We start from the raw sequence: 17,576 nt of genomic DNA on the forward strand, positions 1-17,576 counted from the left end.
GCGTCAGGCGAGGAGGACTCGCTTGCGGAGCAGGTCGAATCCTGCCCTTCCGTACATCTGCCTCTTGAGCATTTTGATGCGGTTCACGTTGCCTTCGACGGGGCCTGAGTTCCAGGGTTGGGTGAGGCCGGCGGTGACGGCGTCGAGGTCGAGGGTGAGGCCTTTGGCGAAGGCGGTCATGGTGGCCAGTCCTGAGGTGCTGGCTGTGGTGATCCAGCTGGTCAGGTGCTTGCTGCCGGTGCGGCCGGTGAGCATGGCGGCGAAGGAGCGGACCAGGTCGAAGGTGGCGTCGAGTTCGGGGCAGCGGGCCAGGATCGTCTTGAGGCGTAGGGTGTCGCGTTCGGGCAGGTTGTCGGGGTGCCGGCAGATCCAGCCGGCTACCCGCCGCACTGATGGTGGCGCCGGTGGCGGGGCCGGCTGGTCGGGGGCGGTGAGAGTGCGCAGAAAATCGCGGACGGTGGAGTAGCTTCCCCCGAAGCCTTGGGCAGCGACCTGCTGGTAGAGGTCACAGATGGCGCCTCGCCGGGCGGTCCAGTGCTCTCGGAGGAATTTCTTGAACGGGTCGAGGCTGCTGGGCAGCTGTCGGCGGCGGCCGACGACCAGCTGCTGCCAGGTCGCCGCCCGGGCGTAGCGCTGAACGGTGTGCCGCCCCCAGCCCAGGTACCGGGCGATCTCGCGGATCCCCATCCCTCGAGCCAGCAGCCCATGGACCAGGGCATGGTGTTCGCGGCGCCGCTCAGCCATCGGACCGGTCGGGTCGACCGGCTCGACACGGTCCGACGCGGTCGGGCCGTCCGGTGGTGCGGCGACGGGGTCGGCCAGACATGCCTTGTGGCCGGCGACGCAGCGTTCGACGGCGACGGCCAGGTTCTGCCAGAGATGAAACCTGTCGGCGACCTGCAACGCTCCGGGGGCACCCGTCCGGGCACCGTCGGCGTAGGCGCCGGACCGGTCCCGGCAGATCACCTCCGGCGCGGGATGCCCGGCAAGCCACTCCGCAAGAGGGGTGGCATCGCGGCCGGGCAGCAAGTCGATCACCTTGCGGGTCTGGCAGTCGATGAGAACCGTGCCGTAGACGTGACCGCGTTTGAGCGCGAAGTCATCCACCCCGAGAACCTTCACCGGCCCGACCGGCGGGTCCGGTAACGCTTTAACCATCCGGATCAGACTGTTGCGGCTGGTGCGCAGCCCGAGTGCTGCGGCCAGCCGGGCGCCGGCCCGACCGGCCAGGGCCAGCCCGATCGCCGTGAGCGTCCGGCGCAGCAGCTCGCTGATCCGACACCGCCTTCGAGTCAGGCCCGCAACCTGCTCGACGAACGTCTTCGCCGCGCAGGCGAGGTTGTCGCAGAAGAAACGCCTGACCAGCAGCCACAACTCGGCTGGCCGGTCGCCAACCGCTACATCGGCCAGCCGCCGCCGATACCGCGAGTGCACCCTGCCGGACACGCCACCGCAAGCCGCGCAGTCAGCAGTTTCGGCCCGGACCACCGCGTGAAGACGAACACCGCCGTCAACCCGCTCGATCCACTGCACCGCCACACCGTCCAGGTGCGGCAACAATTCACGAAGAACCTCACACCCAAGTACAACGACCCATCAGCCAGCATCGATCACGCTTCGTGGGCCAGAACCGGTCAATGCCCCCGGCATGACGGGTTTGAGTGGCCCCGGGGCGTGGGTTATTGGTGGGTAGCGGCATGGGTCGTGACGGATCTATTCGGCCCCACCTTTGAGTTGGGCCAGTCGATCGTTCTGACGAGGCTATTTGGCCCCACTTGGCGCAGGTTTGCCATCGGTTGGGACCTGCCATGCCGGACCTGTGATCTTGACTCACTCCGGGTGCCGGGAACCTGGCGATCATTCTAGGCGTCTAGAACATAGACGACTTCGCATTGGAGATGCTCATGCTCGAGCTACTGCTCAATTTTCTTGTGGGGCTGTTCACGTCGGACCAGGGCGCGGGCGGCAGCGGTGGCGCCCTGGAAGCTGAGGATTATGAACGTTTGACCCGCTGAGCTGGGCAGGTGATGGATGGCCCGTGTTGGAAGCCGTACGCTGAAGGCTCCGGCGGAGCCTTCAGCGTCGTTGGGGTGAGTCAGGCAGCGGCTGCGAGTTGGGCGCGGGTGTGGGCGAGGCGGTAGGACTCGGTGCCGGTCTGGATGATGTTGCCTCCGAAGGTGAGCCCGTCGACGATCGCGGCGCAGAGGCGGAGGTCGGTGAACGTCTTCGTCCAGCCCGAGAACGACTCGTTGCTCGCGATCGCGACGCTCGCGTTCTCCTCCCGCTCTGTGGGCACCAAACACGTCCGCCGGCAGCGGCGCGAGAGCCGACTGCTCGACGGCGAAGTCCTGGCCAACCGCGCGGACCCGGGTCTGGATGCGCCGGGCGTCATCTGACCGGTCGGCTGCGGCGACCACGGCGTTGAGGTCGTCGAGGGTGTCGACGACCGGAACCGGGGACAGGTGCGTGCGCCGGAACCGGCCGACGTCGCCTTCGACTCCGCCTTTCTCGTGGGCTCCTTCGATGCTGGGCCGGCAGTAGAAGGCGCCGAAGCCCATGTGCGAGCGAAACGCCCCCCAGTGATCGGGACTCGGTGCGGTTGCGGCCCAGCAGTACGCGTGAGACGGCGGACTTCAGGTTGTCGTAGCCGATCTTGTCGGTGGGGACGCCGCCGATGGTGTCGAACGCGTGCAGGTGTCCCTCGATGAACGCCTCCTGCCCTTGGGAGGCGAAGATCTTGTGCACGGCCTTGCCGGAGAACGACAGGCGGAACGCGAACAGGAAGCACTTCGTCAACTCGCCCGCGAGTTCGACCCACACGTCTCCGAAGCCGACCTCGGCCTCTGCGCCCGGCACGTGGTTCTGCAGGATGAACGCGGTCTCCGGGGCCCGGCCCGCGTCGGCGGCGATCTGAGGACGGCGTTTGCGGACGTAGTCGCGCACCGTCGAGTACGACAACCCGTCCGCGGCATGCTCGTCGAGGAGGCGGGCGTGGATGCGGGTCGCAGTGTGACGCTGTCACCGGGTCACGCCAACAACCACTGGTCGGCTTCGCCGAGGACCCGCATGCCGGCCGCTCGGTACACGCCCGGCGCTCCGGTCTCGTTGGCGCTGTCCACATCGACGCCGACCGTCCGGTGGCCCCGGCGGGCGAGTTCGGCGAACGCGGTCAGCAGTAGCGCCCGGCCCAGGCCACGGCCCCGGTACGGTTCGCGGGTACCGAACCAGCCGATCCACGCCCGCCCGGGCGCGCCGCGCGCGATGAGCGCGGCGGCGGGGCGGCCGTCGACCTCGGCGAGCCACCAGAGCGTCGGGTCGTGGCCGTCGATACCCCGCTGGTCGCGCCAGAAATCGGCGAAGTCGCGCGGTCGGTGCTGCCAGTGGCCGGCGACGGCGTCCTCGATCACCGCGTGCACGGTCGCAGGTTCGCCGGCGGCGAGGATGCGTACCCCGGCGGCCGCGTCGGCGGGCGCCGGCAGCTCGGTGGTCAGGTCGGCGGTGAGGCGGGTGTAGCGACGTACCGGTTTCCAGCCGCGTCCCCGCAGTGCCGGCACGGTCGTGGCGCCGGGCAGCTGGAACAGGGTGACCTTCGCCCCGCCGGCCCACCCGGCGATCCGGTCCAGCAGCGGGTCGGCGGGCTCGCCGGGTGCGGTGGCCAGGTGGGCGCGCAGGTGCCCGACGTGCGCTGCGGCGTGCAGGGCGGCGAAACCGACGATGGCGCCGTCGCGGTCGGCGACGGCGCTGCGCAGGTCGGGCGCGTCGAGGATGGCCCGGAGTTCCGGCGCGGTGGTCCCGGCACGGCCGGCCGCGGCCAGTTCGGCGGCGCGGAACAGCGCGGTCAGGGCGGGTTCGTCGGCGGCGGTCGCGGCGCGGAAAGGCATGGCGGACACCCTATGCGGGTCGCCGCGCGGCCGGTATCCGAGGAGGCGTGTCCGCCTGGACTGATCCACCAGCTCCTTCCCGAAACGGCCAACTCTTCCGCCGTGCGCGGGCCCACAGGAGCGCAGCGACCGCACCACCGCCAGCCCCATCTTCCACCCCGGATCGCCCAGGACGACAGACCATCAATCGCGCCACATCCGCCGATCATCCAGAACCAGCCATGACACCCAGTTGTGGCCGCAGCGCCGGACCCGACTGAACGTCAGGGACTTCCGGTAACCAATCCCGCTGACCTCATCTACTCCGAGGACGACCTGTGACACCACCGACAACCACACCGCTGACGGCTCCCCCGCCCTCACCGAACCCGACGCCCCCGGCCAGATGGCCGGGGGCGTCACTGTTCGCCCACCTCGACCAGGCCGCCGTGTGGGCGGCGCACCGGCCATGGCTGGCCATCGTCGCCGTCGCCACGCTCCTGGCCGCGGTCGCCGCCCGCAACCTCACCGCCAGCAGACGACATCGACACCACGCCGCGGGCGCCAGGCTGATCACGATCGCCCCGCCGCCGGAGGTCCATCCGGCGGGGGCACGATCGCTGTGGGCCAACCTCGCCGGCGTCCTGACGCCGCCGCGACTCAAGCGCCTCCTGTACGGCACCCCGCACGTGGTGTGGCAGTACGCGTGGGCGGGCCGGCAGTTGACCATCTCGCTGTGGGTGCCCGGCACCGTGCCGCCCGGCACGGTCGAGTCCGCCGTGCGCGCCGCCTGGCCCAGCGCCGCGTGCACCACCAGCCCGGCGGCGCGGCCCATACCCCTGGCCGCACCGGCGACGGGTGGGCACCTGTCGCCCCACGCGGGCGAATGGCTGCCCCTGCGCAGCGATCACGATGTCGACCCGCTGCGGGCGCTGATCGCCGCCGGGTCCGTTCTCCATGACGGCGAGCACGCGGTCGTGCAGATCCTCGCCCGCCCCGCCCGGCCCCGCCGGATCCGCCGCGCCCGTCAGGCCGCGGGCCGGCTACGGGCGGGCAAGGCGGCCGAGGCGCACTTCAATCCGCTCACGCCGCTCCGCTGGCTTATGGAAGCGGTGACACCCGCGCGGCGGCCCGCGCCACAAGCGGGGGCGGCGGCAGGCCGGTCGGATCCGTTCCTGCAACGCGACGTCAAAGCGGTCATCGACAAGGTGTCGGCGGTCCCGCTGTGGGAGGCAGCCGTGCGCTACGCCGTGGCAGCCGACCCCGCACGTGCGGGCAAACGCACCCGTGGCCGGCTACGCGGGATCAGCGACGGCCTGGCCTCGGCGTTCGCCGTCTACGCCGGACGCAACAGCCTCGGCCGCAGGACCAGGATGCACGCCGCCGCGGCGACCGTCGGCGCCCGGCGCATGGGCGCCGGATTCCTCGCCAGCACCCCCGAGCTCGCGGCACTCGCCGGCATGCCCCAGGACCTCGCCGTCGCGGGCCTCAGCAGAGCCCGAGCCAAGTCGGCACCGGCGCCCACCGCGGTGACCGGCGGCGGACGCGACCGAAAAGCCCTCGGCAGAGCCGAGGTCGACGGCCGCGCCGTGGCCATGACGGCAGCCGACGCACGCTTCCACGTACACATGGTCGGAACGACCGGGTCCGGCAAGTCGACACTGCTGGCGAACATGATCCTCGACGACATCGCAGCCGGGCGCGGCACCGTCGTCATCGACCCGCACGGCGACCTCGCCCTCGACGTCCTCAACCGCATCCCCGCCGCACACGCCGACCGGGTCGTCCTCTTCGACCCGCTCCAAGACGTCGAGGACGCCGACCCGTCAAAAACCCTCAACCCGCCGACGCTCAACCCGCTGCAGATGCGGCCGGGCAGCGACGCCGACCTCATCGTCGACAACCTCGTGTCGATCTGCGCGGCGATCTTCACCAAGGCGTGGGGGCCACGGATGGACGACATCATGCGCGTGGCGTGCCTGACGCTGCTACGCCACAAGGACGTGTCCCTGCAACTGATCCCGCCGCTGCTCAACAACAAACAGCTGCGCTCGGAGATGACCGCGGACCTGCATGACTCCGCGGGCCTCGGCGGGTTCTGGACCTGGTATGACGAGATGCCCATCGCGTTGCGTTCGCAGATGATCGGCCCCGTCCTGGCCCGCCTCCGCGCGTTCCTGCTGCGCGACTTCGTCCGCAAGACCATGAGCTACCCGAAGTCGTCGTTTGACATGGGCACCATCCTCGACGGCGGGATCCTCATCGTCCGCATCCCCAAGGGCACCCTCGGGGTCGACACGTCCAGGCTGTTGGGGTCACTCATCCTCGCCCAGGTGTGGCAGGCGGCCACGGCACGCGCGGACCTGCGCCCCGAGGACCGCAAGGACTGCTCGGTGTACCTGGACGAGGCACAAAACTTCCTCACCCTGGCCACCGGCATCGGCGACATGCTCGCCGAAGCCCGCAAATACCGCCTCAGCATGGTGCTCGCGCACCAGGACCTGGCCCAGTTCCCCAAAGAGCTGCTCTCCGCGGTGAGCGCGAACGCCCGCAACAAGATCTACTTCACGGTCGCGCCTGAGGACGCCAAAGTCCTTGGACCCCATGTCGAACCCGAACTCGACAGCCACGACCTGGCCCACCTGGACGCCTACACCGCCGTGGCGCGCCTGGTCGTCGACGGCCGTCAGGAACCGGCCTTCACCCTCAAGACGAATCCACCGAAGCCGGTGGAGGGCAACACCGACGCGATCCGCCGGATCGCCAGCGCCAAAGTCCCCCAGCAGAACATGGGGCGCTGGCAGCTGCGCGCCGACGAACTGTTCGCCGCCAGCAACGCCGAGGAGGCCGCCAAACAGCGCTACCTGGAGCCGGGTGAACCGATCGCTGACCGAGCCGAACGGCCCCGCCGTTGACCCCAACGTCGCCCCCCGCGTCCACCCCCACGTCACGCCGCGCGAGGAGGCCTGCCCGCCTCGCGGGCGGGCCGCGTTCGTGCAGCACACGGCCCTGACCGAGACCACCGACATCCAGCCGTTTTCAGACACCCTCCGATAGGAGGGACCCTTCCGCATGGAGCTTCGCACATGTCTACTCGTCAAAACCCTTACAACCGGTATTCGATCTTCGACAACACCCGGCACATCACCCCCCGCGACCAGCACCTTCTGGACCTGCTCGCAGAACACCACGTGCTGTCCACCCGCCAGATCGCGGCACTGTTCTACCCCAGCCTCCGCCGCGCCCAGGACCGCCTCGTCGTCCTGCACCGCGCCGAAGTGCTCTCCCGACACACGTGGGGCACGGCCACCGGCGGTGCCACCGACTACCTTTACTCGCTTGGACCCCTCGGCGCACGGCTGCGCCCCAACGCGTCCTACGACCTGGATCGGCCCCGGCGGGTCTCGCCCCGCAACCACATGGAGCGCATGAGCCGACTGGTGTCCAGCCCCAGCCTCAACCACACGGTCGGGGTGAACCAGTTCTTCGTCGACCTCTCGGCGCGCGCCCGCACCGACGCCAGGTGCGCGCTGGTGCGGTGGTGGTCAGAAAGGCGCGCCACAGCTGTGTATGACCGGTCGGGCATTCACCCCGACGGCCACGGCATCTGGCGCTGCGGCGAAAAGACCGTCGGGTTCTTCCTGGAGCACGACAACGGCACAGAGAACCACGCCCGGGTCGTGTCGAAGTTCGCCGCCTACCGCGAACTCGCCGCGCACGGCCCCACCTATCCGGTGCTCCTGTGGGTGCCCAGCCGGGGCCGGCGCGACAACCTGCTGGCCAGCCTCACCGGTGTCGGAGTTCCGGCCGCCGTCGCCATACAGGGCGCCGATCCTGCCGCACGCGTGTGGTACCTGGCCGGATTCGGCGGCCCCTATCACCTGCACGACCTTCCCAGCGACCACGGTCCCGACAGCGCCATCAACCCTGGACGCTTTCACCCCTGACCGCTCCCGGGCCACGGGCCCGGCTCTGACACAGCTCGGCCAGGCACCTCGTCCTGGTGATGGAAGCTGTCGATAAAACACTCCCAGCCCGTCAGATTCGCAGCTCAGGCCAGGAATCCTCTGATCAGGCCGGTCCATTGCTCGGGCTGTTCGAACATCCCTAGCGACTGGGCGGCTGCCGGCGGAGCCAGCGACGATCTCCGGCGACCAGGCAGAGGGCGTACGAGCCCGCGTAGGCGCCGATGGCGAGAGACAGGTACAAGCGGCTGAGGGGATGGTCCACCTCGGCGGCATCAGCGTGCCCCGCAAGTCCGACCGGGTCTAGATAGATCTCCACCCGTCCCTCGCGCACGTCCTCCTGCCGGTAGCCGCGCTTGGTCCCGCCCTCGAGCAGCCGGCCGTCCGGCAGCATCAGCGGATAGTTGCACACCTGGTAAGTGTTCCAGGTATTGGACTTGGCGGCCTTCGACCGGGCGAGCCTGCATTGCGGGTCGCCGACGACGGCGTTCACCCGGTCGCCATGCCAGCCCAGGTAGTCCACGCGAAACTCGGCGACGCCGAGGCCGACCAGGGCGCAACTGACGGCTACCCCGTAGGCGAAGAGCCAGAACGTGTCGGCCCCCTCCCATGCCGCGGTCAGCACGAAGGCCAGCACGGCGACGGTGGCCAGGAGGAGGAACCCTAAGCCAACATTGACCGGGGTGCCGTGGTGACCGCCAAATGTGAGGCCGACGACGGCGATCGCGATGAACGCGAACATGAGGATGCCGACGACCCGCAGGACGATAGACCAGGCCAACGTGCGGCTCCTGTTCGGCCTCCGCCTGGGCTCGCGGGCAGACCGCGACGGCGGTTCGCCCGCACGGGCCGAATGAGTGGTCATCAGGGCACCCAAGCACCTTCACCCGACCAAGCGCAAGGTCCACTCGCCCCCTGGCAGAACCATCGACTGACATCGCCTGAGAGGTGGGGCCATACCCCCATCATGACCCGCCCCGGAACCCAACGGCACCACTGCCCTTCCACCGCAGCGGCCCTTCGACGAGGAGGGCCGCATTCTCCTTTGGAGCCCCACGATGACCACGACTTTCACCCCTCCGACGACCACGGCTCATCCTCGGGCCCCGCACCACGTGACCCCGCGCGATCTGGCGGTCCTGGAACTTCTCTCCGAACACGAGGTGTTGTCCACCCGGCACATCGCCGCCGTCTTCTTCCCTTCGGTGCGTGCGGCACAAAACCGGCTCGCGATCCTGCACCACATGGACGTGGTGTCCCGTCACGCGTGGGGGCATCCCCGCGGGGGCCAGGCCGAGTACCTCTACTCCCTCGGGCCACTGAGGGCCCTGGTGCGCCCCTACGCCGCCAACCGGGCCGACCTGGCCGTGGTGGCGGCCGCGCACCACGACGAGCGGATGTGGCGCCTTGTCGCCAACCCGGGGCTGCGGTCCACGCTGGCCGCCAACGGGCTGTTTACCGCCCTCATCGCCCACAGCCGCAACCATCCCGCGACGCGGCTGGCCCGCTGGTGGTCAGGGCCACGCACTGCGGCCGCGTTCGCCCGGTACCGGATTCGTCCCGACGGGCACGGGGTGTGGCAGGCCCACGGCCGCACCGTCGGCTTCTTCCTCGAAGGCGACACCGGCGACGACCAGTCACTGCTCGCCAGACTCGCCGGCTACCGGCACCTGCCCGCGGCAGGTCCGCGCTACCCCGTCCTGCTGTGGACCGCGGACCCCGACCGCCGTGACCAGGTCCGTACCCTGCTCGCCCGCGAGCACGGGCCCACGGTCGCCGTCGCCGCGGCCGCCGATGAGCCGGCCGGGCGGATCTGGTACCGGCCGGGCCGCCGTTTCCTACTCGGACAGCGCCGCCCGTGCCAGTTGCACGAACTGCCGTCAGACCACGGCCCGGACACGGCCGCCAACCAGGCCCGGTATCCCCCGTCCGCCTGGTGGCCGACAGGGCGGCTCCCACAGCGCGGGTCACCGTAACCCAGCTGGCAACTGTCACCGAGGTACTTGCCAGGGCTGGGTCTTTGCGACGCCAGCCCGGGACAGCCGTTAGGACCCCTTTCAATGTTGATCATCGACGAGTCTGGCCCGGGAATTGCCAACCCCGCAATCGGTTGATGGGGCGCGGCGGCACTCGAGGGACTACAAGGTGGCGACATTCGCGGTCTGACAGGGGCCCCCGACGTGCTCTAGTCTCGGCCATGCCGGCCGTGCGGCCGAGGAAACGAAGGGTGACCATGGCCGACGACACACAACGCCGTAAACCGCGCCGGCGGCGGATCATATTGTGGGTCGCGCTGCCCGCGGTGGTGGTGCTCGGCGCTGTCGCGTCCTGGGGCATCTGGCATAAGTACCAGAGTTCCAGCTCATTCCATGTCGGCACCTGCTTTGAGGTGATCGAAGAAACCTACATTAAGCCAGCCGGCGGCCTGCGCGAGATCGGCGGCCGGGCGAGGGTTGTCAGCTGCGATGCCCCGCACGGCGCCAAGATCACCCGGACCGCAGGGCACGCGTCGGACTGCGCTGCGGAGGGCGCGTGGTTGAACAGCCGCCAGCAGACCTACTGCGTTACCTTGTCGAGTTAGTACGGCAGCGGCATGTAGTGGCTATGCACTGGTAGTGGGCCCGTGGCGACGTTTGTAGTGGCTGCGTGTGGCGATGGCTTGATGGCGTCGTCGCCAGCGTGAGCATGCTTGCGCCAGGTCTGCGGGAACGGTCGTATGTATGGCGGTATTTGATCTGCCAGGCGGTCCCGTGGGCACCCGTCCCGAATCCTGAACGTCGCTCCGCCATGTGATCATCGGCAGGTCACACCACCGCCTACGCAGGAGGAGAGCATGGGGGCATCGAGCTGGACTTCGAGGGTGCCGTATCAGCCGGACGTCGAAGCCGCGCTAGAGCTGGCCCGCCGGGACGCCTACGACCGGGGCTACTACTACCGAGCGACGCCGAACACGCAGGCCCGGACGATGAGCGAGGAGGAGTACGTCGCCTGGGAGATGGCTGAGCTGCGCCTTAGCCTGGCTGAGGCGTTCGGCGATGACGACATGGAATGCGACGACACGATGGCCCGGGACAGCTGGCGGGCCGCTCAGGTGGAGGTGACCGGCCCGGACAGCCTGCTGGCCGCGCAGATCTACTCGGGCGCCCACTCGGTCATCGACATGACCGGTGTCGCGCCATCTCCCGAGCCGGAAATGGTCGCGCCCGTGCCAGAAGATGTCCTGGAAGAGGTGTTCGGCACGCGGCGGCCGACTGCCGACGCGATCGCCGGGGCCATCGCCGCAGGGCGCCTGGAGGACTTCGGCCGCTGGTACGGCGCATACGCCGTGGCCTACGACGGGGAGCACCCGGAGTCGATCGTCTTCTTCGGGCACAGCGGCGACTGACAAGAGGGCCGCCTCCTGCGCTGATGACGGCGATGAGGACCGTGGCTTCCAAGCGGACGGCGAGTGAGTCACGGGCACTGCTCCCGTTGTGACGGCCGACCTGCGCCACAGCTCTGCCAGACCCGGTCGCCGTTTGGCAGAGCTGTGGCAGAGCAACCCAAAAGCGGCCCCCTGACACCGAAAATCAGGCCACCTGAGCTCTAACAGTGCAGGTCACAGGCACTATTGCGCCCCGCGCCAATGAAATTGCGCCCACAGAGCGCCACGCTATGGTTTGACAAACGACGCAACACCGCCACACCGGTCGGCACCACTTGCCGGACCTCACCGCATCAGCTGCCCGTCAGCCCACCCGCCGAAAGGCCGGTCGGCCCGCGCCGCGCGGTGACCTCCCAAGTCACGCCCACCGTGCACCACCACGATCCATGTTCCCGGTGGATCTCCTCCCGCAGCCCAGGCTGCACCTCCGGCACCGCCTCCCTGCGACCCCCATGACCCGGTGGGCCGCTCCCTTCCGCCTGCCCGCAGGCGACCTGCGTGAAGGAGACCCTCATGATCGGTTCCACCAGAACCTTCGACGGCAAGGCCCAGATCACCACGGTGATCGTCGTCGTGCCCGACGAACTGCCCACCGCGGTCCTCGCCGACGGTCAGGCCCTGCAGCGAGACCTCAAGCTCAACGGCGCGCCAACGCCGAGGTTCTGGACCCAGGGACTGCGTCCCTGGCACCGCCGCCACATGGTCGACCTGCGCCGCCAACGCGGCCAGTCCTATACGGCCGGAGGTCCGATCAAACTCCTCAACCTGGCCGGCATGCGCCACGCCGCCTCGCTCTGGGCCGGCGCGCGCCATCACCAGTGGAGCCAGATCGTGCGCGGGCTGCCGCAGGCCACCCCGTGGCATGTGCAGTTGCGGCGACACGAGCAGGATCCGAAAAAGGTGTCCCTCGAGTGGGCGCGCGCCGAGTTCATGGCGCAGCCCCGGGTCCTGGCGATGGCCACGTACAACACGGCCTTCGGCGACGCGTTCGACCTCGACGATGTCGAGGCGATGCAGGCCGGGGCGCACGCCTACCAGGCGTACCGCGGCATGCAGGCCGTGTGCGGGGACGCTCTCATCACCGGCGAGGGCGAGTACCTGCAACCCGACAGCGCCAGCATGGCCGACTGGCTGACGTATCTGGCCGCGGCGAGCCGCCACCTCGGGTCCCTCGACCGTGACCAGCGCATCATCGCACTGAAGCTCTAACCGGCCCAGGAGGGTGCGCCGCTCGGCGGCGCACCCTCCGGTACTCGCGTCCGCGTCGCCGGCCGCCCCGTGCGGGGGCAGCAAGCACCCGCACGGCCAGCAGATGGCCGCCTTATACCTCTTCGTGGCGCAGACGGACCCACGGTGGCCCTGAGATTCGCGCCCAGCCCCGATCCATGTGTGGTCGGGGCTTCTTTGCGTCCTGCACACCTCCGCCGGCCCGTCCGAGCGGCGGGCCGGCATGCCGCAAAAAAGGGAGTAAGTCATGTCCACAAACACCAACATGTTGCGGGAACCGACCTGCGAAGGGGTTCTCGCCGACCTGCAAGTGCTGCTCGGCGACGACAACGGCTTCGGTCCCGACCTGGCCCAGGTGGCCGCCGCCGCCTTGACCGTGTGCGCCGAACACCTGTCGGAGAGCATGCGCCACGCCCGCCCCGTGGTCTTCCCCACCGACGGCGACCTCACCGCCCTGGCCGCCGACTGCAACACCACGCTGCTGCACCTGTTCGAAGGGTTCAGCGCCCTGCTGTCGCACGTCGGGACCGCCGACCCGGCCACGACCGGGGCCGCCTGGTCGAAAGCGACCGCGGCGCTGGGGCACGCGGCCGTGGCGATGGCCGCCGCCCACGCCTGCGTCGCCGAGGCCACGGCATGAGCGGCCTGCGGGTCGGCGACACGGTGATCGTGTCAGGGGATTGGCTCAAACACCTCGACCACGCCGGATACCGGACCGGGTACACCGGGCAGCTCGTCGAAACCCGGTCAGGGTACGTGGTGTTCGACTGCACCCGCACCGTGGTGGAGGCGATGTGCGCCGATCAGGAACGCCTCCGCGACCGGGTCCGCCAACACGCCGTGGCATTCGGCATCAGCGGTGTCGCACTCGACCGGCAGGTCGACGCCGCCTTTGAGAGCCTGCACCTCGACGGTGACGTCCTCGTCTACGGCGGCGGAACCGGGCTCGGCGGATCCGGCTACCAAAGGCGCATCGGACCGCAGGCCACGGGCCGCTACCGCATCGACCTCGGCTGGCCGTTCCTGGTGGTCGACCCCACCGACTGCGACGCCATCGTCAGCGATCCGGCCCGCCCGCCGGACACCGCCGGGCCCACGCCGTTCGTCCGCGAGGATCCCGAGTCCGGCGACCGTCTGATCATCAACACCCCGGACAAGAACGACGGCTGGACCGCGGTGCTTCGCATGCTCGCCTGGGTCGAGACGCGGTACGGATTCCAGCCCGCCGGCGCCGACCGGGCACTGATCGCCGACTACACCGACGCCCGCCACCGGGGCGACGACGCGCACCGCGGGTACCTCGACGCGCTCATGTCGCTCGAGGAGCGGGCCCTGGCACACGTGCACGAACGCGAGCCCGGCTGGCGGCTCTTCTGGGCGGACGCCTGCCTGTGGGCGACCCCCGCGACGACCATCCCCCAGCGCTGAACACCGTCACCGGGGCGGTCCCGGCCGCCCCCGTTCATAAGGAGATTCCCAATGACACCGCACCGCCTGGGCTACACGACGCTGGGCTCCCAACGGCAACGTCCGGCGTCTGCCGGCACTCACCGGTCCCCGACCATCCGCGCGCAGGCCGAGGCCTCCACGGGCGTTGACCTCTACGAGCGCGACGCCGACGGACGGATCGTCGACTACCGCCCCGAGGTCCACGCCTACGGCCGACCCGCAGTCATCGGCGACTGGTACGTGTTCGCCGGCGACTGGCTGACGCGCCACGACGACGAACACGGCGTCGGCCGCGCACGTGTCGGCTACACCGGCCAGCTCACCAGCCTGTTCGACGGCTGGGCGGCATTTCACGCCACCGGCGATGTCGTGGCGGTCCTCGTCGCCGACCACGACGCCGACCGGGCCCGGTTCCGCAACCGCTACACGCGAGATGGCCTGACTCCGGCACGGGTGGAAGCCGAGGTCGACCTGTTCCGCTGCCGTTTGACGTTCGACGGACAGGTACTGGTCTGGGATGACCGGGCCGGAGCAGCCGACGACACGTGCATCGCCGAGATCAGGCCCAGCCGCGACGGGCTGTATGACCTCACGGCACTGGACTGGTGCTGGGAGCCGTGCCACCCGGCGATCTGCGACCGCGTCGTCGGCGACCCGCCGCCCGCCGTCGACCTGATGTAGCACCGCCCCTTCACGCCCGCACCCGCGCAGCGGACCGGCGGACCCGCACTTTCACCCGTTTCGTTGGCCACGCCCCGAATGGCGGCTGGCCGGCACATCGGCCAGCCGCCCCGAACAGGAGGCGACATGCGCACGCCGACCGATCCCCCTTCCCGCCCCCACCGGGCCCCACGCCGCCCAGGTCGATCACCAGTTCCCCGATTCCCCTTTCGTGGCCCTGCGGTTGTCGACGGCGACCCGCCCAGCCCGCGGGACCCCGTCACCGCCCCGGTTGACGCCCACCACAGGCGGCACCGCACGCCGGTCCCCGCGCCCACGTTCACCCCTTACGGCAGGCCGAAGGTCGACGGCGGCGAGGTGACGACTTGACGAACCGGCGAAGTGGAGCGCAGATCGACCCGCCCACCTGCCCGCCACCCGGCGGGCACCAGCCCACCCGGCCGGCGGCGGGCACGGGACAACTCACCGGAGGGAACGCCATGCCATCCAGCCCTGACGATCCGAACCACATCGACCATGTCCTCCTGGCGCGGCTCGCGGTCCCCGTGACCGCCGCCCACCCACCGGACCCCGACTGCCCATGGCGGTGCGCCAACCTGCGCTGCCGGGGGCAGGTGTATCCGTGCCCGCCCGCGCGTGCCGCACGGCGCGCGCGGCACCTCGCCGGAGTCGATGCACTGCAGCCGGATCGTCTCGATCCGCCAGTCGTCGCCGACCGTGCTGTCGGCCGCGCCACCGTCACCTGCGCACCCGACGCGGCGGCGGCCGGCTACTGGGCGCCCACGCCGGCGCACGACCCGGACCCGTCAGGTTGGCTCGGCGACCGCTACCGAGGCCGGCACCGTCCGCCGCGACACTCCCCCGCCGGTCCCGTCGAGGACCGCTGGGCGGCCCTCCAGAAAGCCGCCTGAGGCCGTCGACCTCACGCGCTGACTTCACTCCCGTACCGCGCCGGACCCGGCGCGGTCCTCACCGTGCCCGTTCGGTGAGCGGGCACGGGCACACCAGAAGGAGAAGAAAGTTGACGATTCGCATGTGGTGGCGGTTGCAGGACGCCGCCGCCCTCGCAGAGCACGCGATGGGCTCACCCGGCCACCGGCTCATCCGCAAGCGGCCCGAACCGGCCCTGATCTGGGAACGCCTGGGTGACGCCGACGTGCTGACGTCCAGCGGCCTGCCCGGCTGGCACGACCCGCGTGGGGCATTGCATCACGTCGAGTCCAGGACCTGGACGCACACCGCCACAGGACTGCGCGGCGTGCCCGACCTCATTCCCCGCCAGGGGGTGCTGGCCCTGCACAAGTACCTCAACCTGCGCTGCAAGTTCATCGAACAGATCCGCTCCAGCATCGGCCGCTACCCGTGGCTGGCGGTCACCGCCCTGGACTCCAAGCCGTGGTTTCGCGTCCAGGTCTGCCGGTACCGCGACGAGATCGCGCCGGCTGAGGCGCTGTGGGTCCCGGCGGCCGTGACGGCACGGGGCCTGGGTGCCGACTATCCGGCGCTGATCGCCGACGGGTACACCTGGCAGGGCGGAGTCCTGGCCAGGTTCACCCGCGGCGTCGCCACCCAGATCGCCGCCGACCTCAACCAGACCAATTCCGGGGCACCTGGCCGCTTCAGCGCCCGGTTCCACGACCGTGCGGTGTGCCTGGACTACGACTACCCCGGCGCGCACGGCACCGTCACCCGCGAACTCGACCGGACCTACCCCGACGCCGACGGGCTCTACGCTCTCGGCGCCTACCAGTGGCCGTGGCTCCAGACGAAGGCCGGCCGATGAACGACCACCGCCGCGACGATCACGACTACCTCACGGCCAAAGAGGTCGCCGCGATGTTCCGCGTCGCGCCGCGCGCGGCGAACCGGTGGGCCCGTGGCGGCCTTCTGGGTGCCGTTCGCCCCGCCGGGCGGCAGTGGCTGTTCCCCCGAAGCGCCGTCGAAGCCGCACTGGCCACGCCCCCAACGGTGGACACGTCCGACACCGGACCCGCCGCGACGTAGGCGTCGCGAGCCGCGTGTCCGGCGAGGTCGACGGATGGCGACCACGTCGCCCGGCCGGCCCAGCCGACAACGCCGACGGTTCCGCGCCTACGCCGATGTGGCGTTCGGAGCGACCCGTGTCATAGCCCGGGGTGGACGCTCGGCGACTAACTTCGCGCCCACCCCGGTCCTCCTTCACGAACAAGGAGTTCCGCCAGTGTCTCAAATCTTTCTCGCAGTGTTCCTCATGGTCGTGTTGCCCGGGGCCGCGCTGCTCATGGCGTACCGCGAACACGTCCACAACGGCCGCATCCACACCCTGCAACACCAGCTCCACCTCGCCCTGTGGGCCGCCTCCCACGACGCGCTCACCAAACTGCTCAACCGGCGCGGCGGCCTCCAGCAGCTCACCCACGCCCTGTCGGGGGAACAGCGCGTGTCCGTCGTCATGCTCGACCTCGACAAATTCAAGGCAGTCAACGACAACCTCGGCCACCACGGTGGCGACAAACTGCTCGTCCAGGTCGCCACACGCCTCGAAGCGCTCGGCGGGCGGGTCGCCGACGTCGCCCGACTCGGCGGCGACGAGTTCTTCCTCATCGTCAACGGGATCGGCGACGAGGCCCGCATCGCAGCCCACGCCGCCTGGCGGGCCATCGCCGACGAACCGTTCCTCATCGACGGTCACAAGCTGCGGGTCACCGCCAGCATCGGCGTCGCCAGCCACCAACTCGGAGCCGACGCCATCCGCATGATCACCAACGCCGACTACGCACTGTTCACCGCGAAACACTCCGGCGCGCCGGTGTGCGTGCACACGGTCGGCGAGCCGCCCATCGGCAACCGGCCGGCCGTTCGCCGCCGCGACCGCAACACGTAGCCGGCCACGGCCGCAGTGCGGCGCACGCCCTGGCGCAGGGGGCGATCCCCAGTGCGAGGCGCGTCGGACTGTTCCCGAGCCCCGCCTCCCGCCCGCTGCTCCCGTCG

16 protein-coding genes and 1 pseudogene are annotated in these 17,576 nt (G+C 70.1%); 12 read left to right on the top strand and 5 right to left on the bottom strand.

Going from position 1 to position 17,576, the window contains the following annotated elements:
- Nucleotides 1-3 precede the first annotated feature (3 nt).
- The 4 genes and pseudogenes from IW245_RS11520 to IW245_RS11535 form a co-directional block, all read right to left on the bottom strand.
- Nucleotides 4-1,539, bottom strand: a complete 1,536-nt coding sequence (locus IW245_RS11520; protein ID WP_307788954.1) for an ISL3 family transposase — start codon at nucleotides 1,537-1,539, stop codon at nucleotides 4-6.
- 556 nt (nucleotides 1,540-2,095) lie between these two features.
- The gene (locus tag IW245_RS11525; RefSeq protein WP_307788955.1) at nucleotides 2,096-2,296 is read right to left on the bottom strand and encodes an ATP-binding protein; all 201 of its coding nucleotides are present in this window, start codon (nucleotides 2,294-2,296) and stop codon (nucleotides 2,096-2,098) included.
- Nucleotide 2,297: 1 nt separating this feature from the next.
- Nucleotides 2,298-3,018, bottom strand: a pseudogene (gene istA / locus IW245_RS11530) (IS21 family transposase); the annotation flags it as partial.
- An 8-nt stretch (nucleotides 3,019-3,026) separates the two neighbouring features.
- Complete coding sequence (locus tag IW245_RS11535; RefSeq protein ID WP_197003171.1) at nucleotides 3,027-3,881, bottom strand: GNAT family N-acetyltransferase; 855 nt, start codon at nucleotides 3,879-3,881, stop codon at nucleotides 3,027-3,029.
- A gap of 317 nt (nucleotides 3,882-4,198) precedes the next feature.
- Here IW245_RS11535 and IW245_RS11540 point away from each other — a divergent pair, with 317 nt between their 5' ends.
- Together IW245_RS11540 and IW245_RS11545 are read left to right on the top strand one after the other, a co-directional pair.
- Nucleotides 4,199-6,775 carry a type IV secretory system conjugative DNA transfer family protein gene (locus tag IW245_RS11540; RefSeq protein WP_197003172.1) on the top strand — a complete coding sequence of 859 codons (2,577 nt, stop codon included), beginning with the start codon at nucleotides 4,199-4,201 and terminating at the stop codon, nucleotides 6,773-6,775.
- 171 nt (nucleotides 6,776-6,946) lie between these two features.
- Nucleotides 6,947-7,807 carry a replication-relaxation family protein gene (locus tag IW245_RS11545; RefSeq protein WP_197003173.1) on the top strand — a complete coding sequence of 287 codons (861 nt, stop codon included), beginning with the start codon at nucleotides 6,947-6,949 and terminating at the stop codon, nucleotides 7,805-7,807.
- Between the two features lie 160 nt (nucleotides 7,808-7,967).
- Here IW245_RS11545 and IW245_RS11550 read toward each other — a convergent pair whose 3' ends face one another.
- Nucleotides 7,968-8,690, bottom strand: coding sequence for a hypothetical protein (locus IW245_RS11550; RefSeq protein WP_197003174.1), 723 nt, complete (start codon nucleotides 8,688-8,690; stop codon nucleotides 7,968-7,970).
- Nucleotides 8,691-8,883: 193 nt separating this feature from the next.
- On the opposite strand from IW245_RS11550, the gene IW245_RS11555 reads away from it, so the two are divergent.
- The 10 genes from IW245_RS11555 to IW245_RS11600 all read left to right on the top strand — a co-directional run bounded on the left by IW245_RS11555 (nucleotide 8,884) and on the right by IW245_RS11600 (nucleotide 17,469).
- Nucleotides 8,884-9,801: a replication-relaxation family protein gene (locus IW245_RS11555; protein ID WP_197003175.1), complete on the top strand. Its 918-nt coding sequence runs from the start codon at nucleotides 8,884-8,886 to the stop codon at nucleotides 9,799-9,801.
- Between the two features lie 251 nt (nucleotides 9,802-10,052).
- A complete protein-coding gene (locus tag IW245_RS11560) occupies nucleotides 10,053-10,406 on the top strand; it encodes a hypothetical protein (protein ID WP_197003176.1) in 354 nt (117 codons plus the stop codon).
- 279 nt (nucleotides 10,407-10,685) lie between these two features.
- Nucleotides 10,686-11,210: a hypothetical protein gene (locus IW245_RS11565; protein WP_197003177.1), complete on the top strand. Its 525-nt coding sequence runs from the start codon at nucleotides 10,686-10,688 to the stop codon at nucleotides 11,208-11,210.
- A gap of 552 nt (nucleotides 11,211-11,762) precedes the next feature.
- On the top strand, nucleotides 11,763-12,458 hold the full coding sequence (locus tag IW245_RS11570; protein ID WP_197003178.1) for a hypothetical protein: 696 nt from the start codon (nucleotides 11,763-11,765) through the stop codon (nucleotides 12,456-12,458).
- Nucleotides 12,459-12,723: 265 nt separating this feature from the next.
- Nucleotides 12,724-13,116: a hypothetical protein gene (locus IW245_RS11575; protein WP_197003179.1), complete on the top strand. Its 393-nt coding sequence runs from the start codon at nucleotides 12,724-12,726 to the stop codon at nucleotides 13,114-13,116.
- Entirely contained in the window at nucleotides 13,113-13,904 is a 792-nt protein-coding gene (locus tag IW245_RS11580; RefSeq protein WP_197003180.1) for a hypothetical protein, read from the top strand. The genes IW245_RS11575 and IW245_RS11580 overlap by 4 nt, the downstream gene beginning before the upstream one ends.
- Before the next feature lie 51 nt (nucleotides 13,905-13,955).
- A complete protein-coding gene (locus IW245_RS11585; RefSeq protein ID WP_197003181.1) occupies nucleotides 13,956-14,606 on the top strand; it encodes a hypothetical protein in 651 nt (216 codons plus the stop codon).
- 1,021 nt (nucleotides 14,607-15,627) lie between these two features.
- A complete protein-coding gene (locus IW245_RS11590; RefSeq protein WP_197003182.1) occupies nucleotides 15,628-16,389 on the top strand; it encodes a hypothetical protein in 762 nt (253 codons plus the stop codon).
- A complete protein-coding gene (locus IW245_RS11595; RefSeq protein ID WP_197003183.1) occupies nucleotides 16,386-16,610 on the top strand; it encodes a helix-turn-helix domain-containing protein in 225 nt (74 codons plus the stop codon). Before IW245_RS11590 ends, IW245_RS11595 begins: the two co-directional genes overlap by 4 nt.
- Before the next feature lie 196 nt (nucleotides 16,611-16,806).
- A complete protein-coding gene (locus IW245_RS11600) occupies nucleotides 16,807-17,469 on the top strand; it encodes a GGDEF domain-containing protein (protein ID WP_233473207.1) in 663 nt (220 codons plus the stop codon).
- Nucleotides 17,470-17,576 lie beyond the last annotated feature (107 nt).

Origin of the sequence: Longispora fulva, assembly GCF_015751905.1 — a bacterium.
Taxonomy (GTDB): Bacteria; Actinomycetota; Actinomycetes; order Mycobacteriales; family Micromonosporaceae; genus Longispora; species Longispora fulva.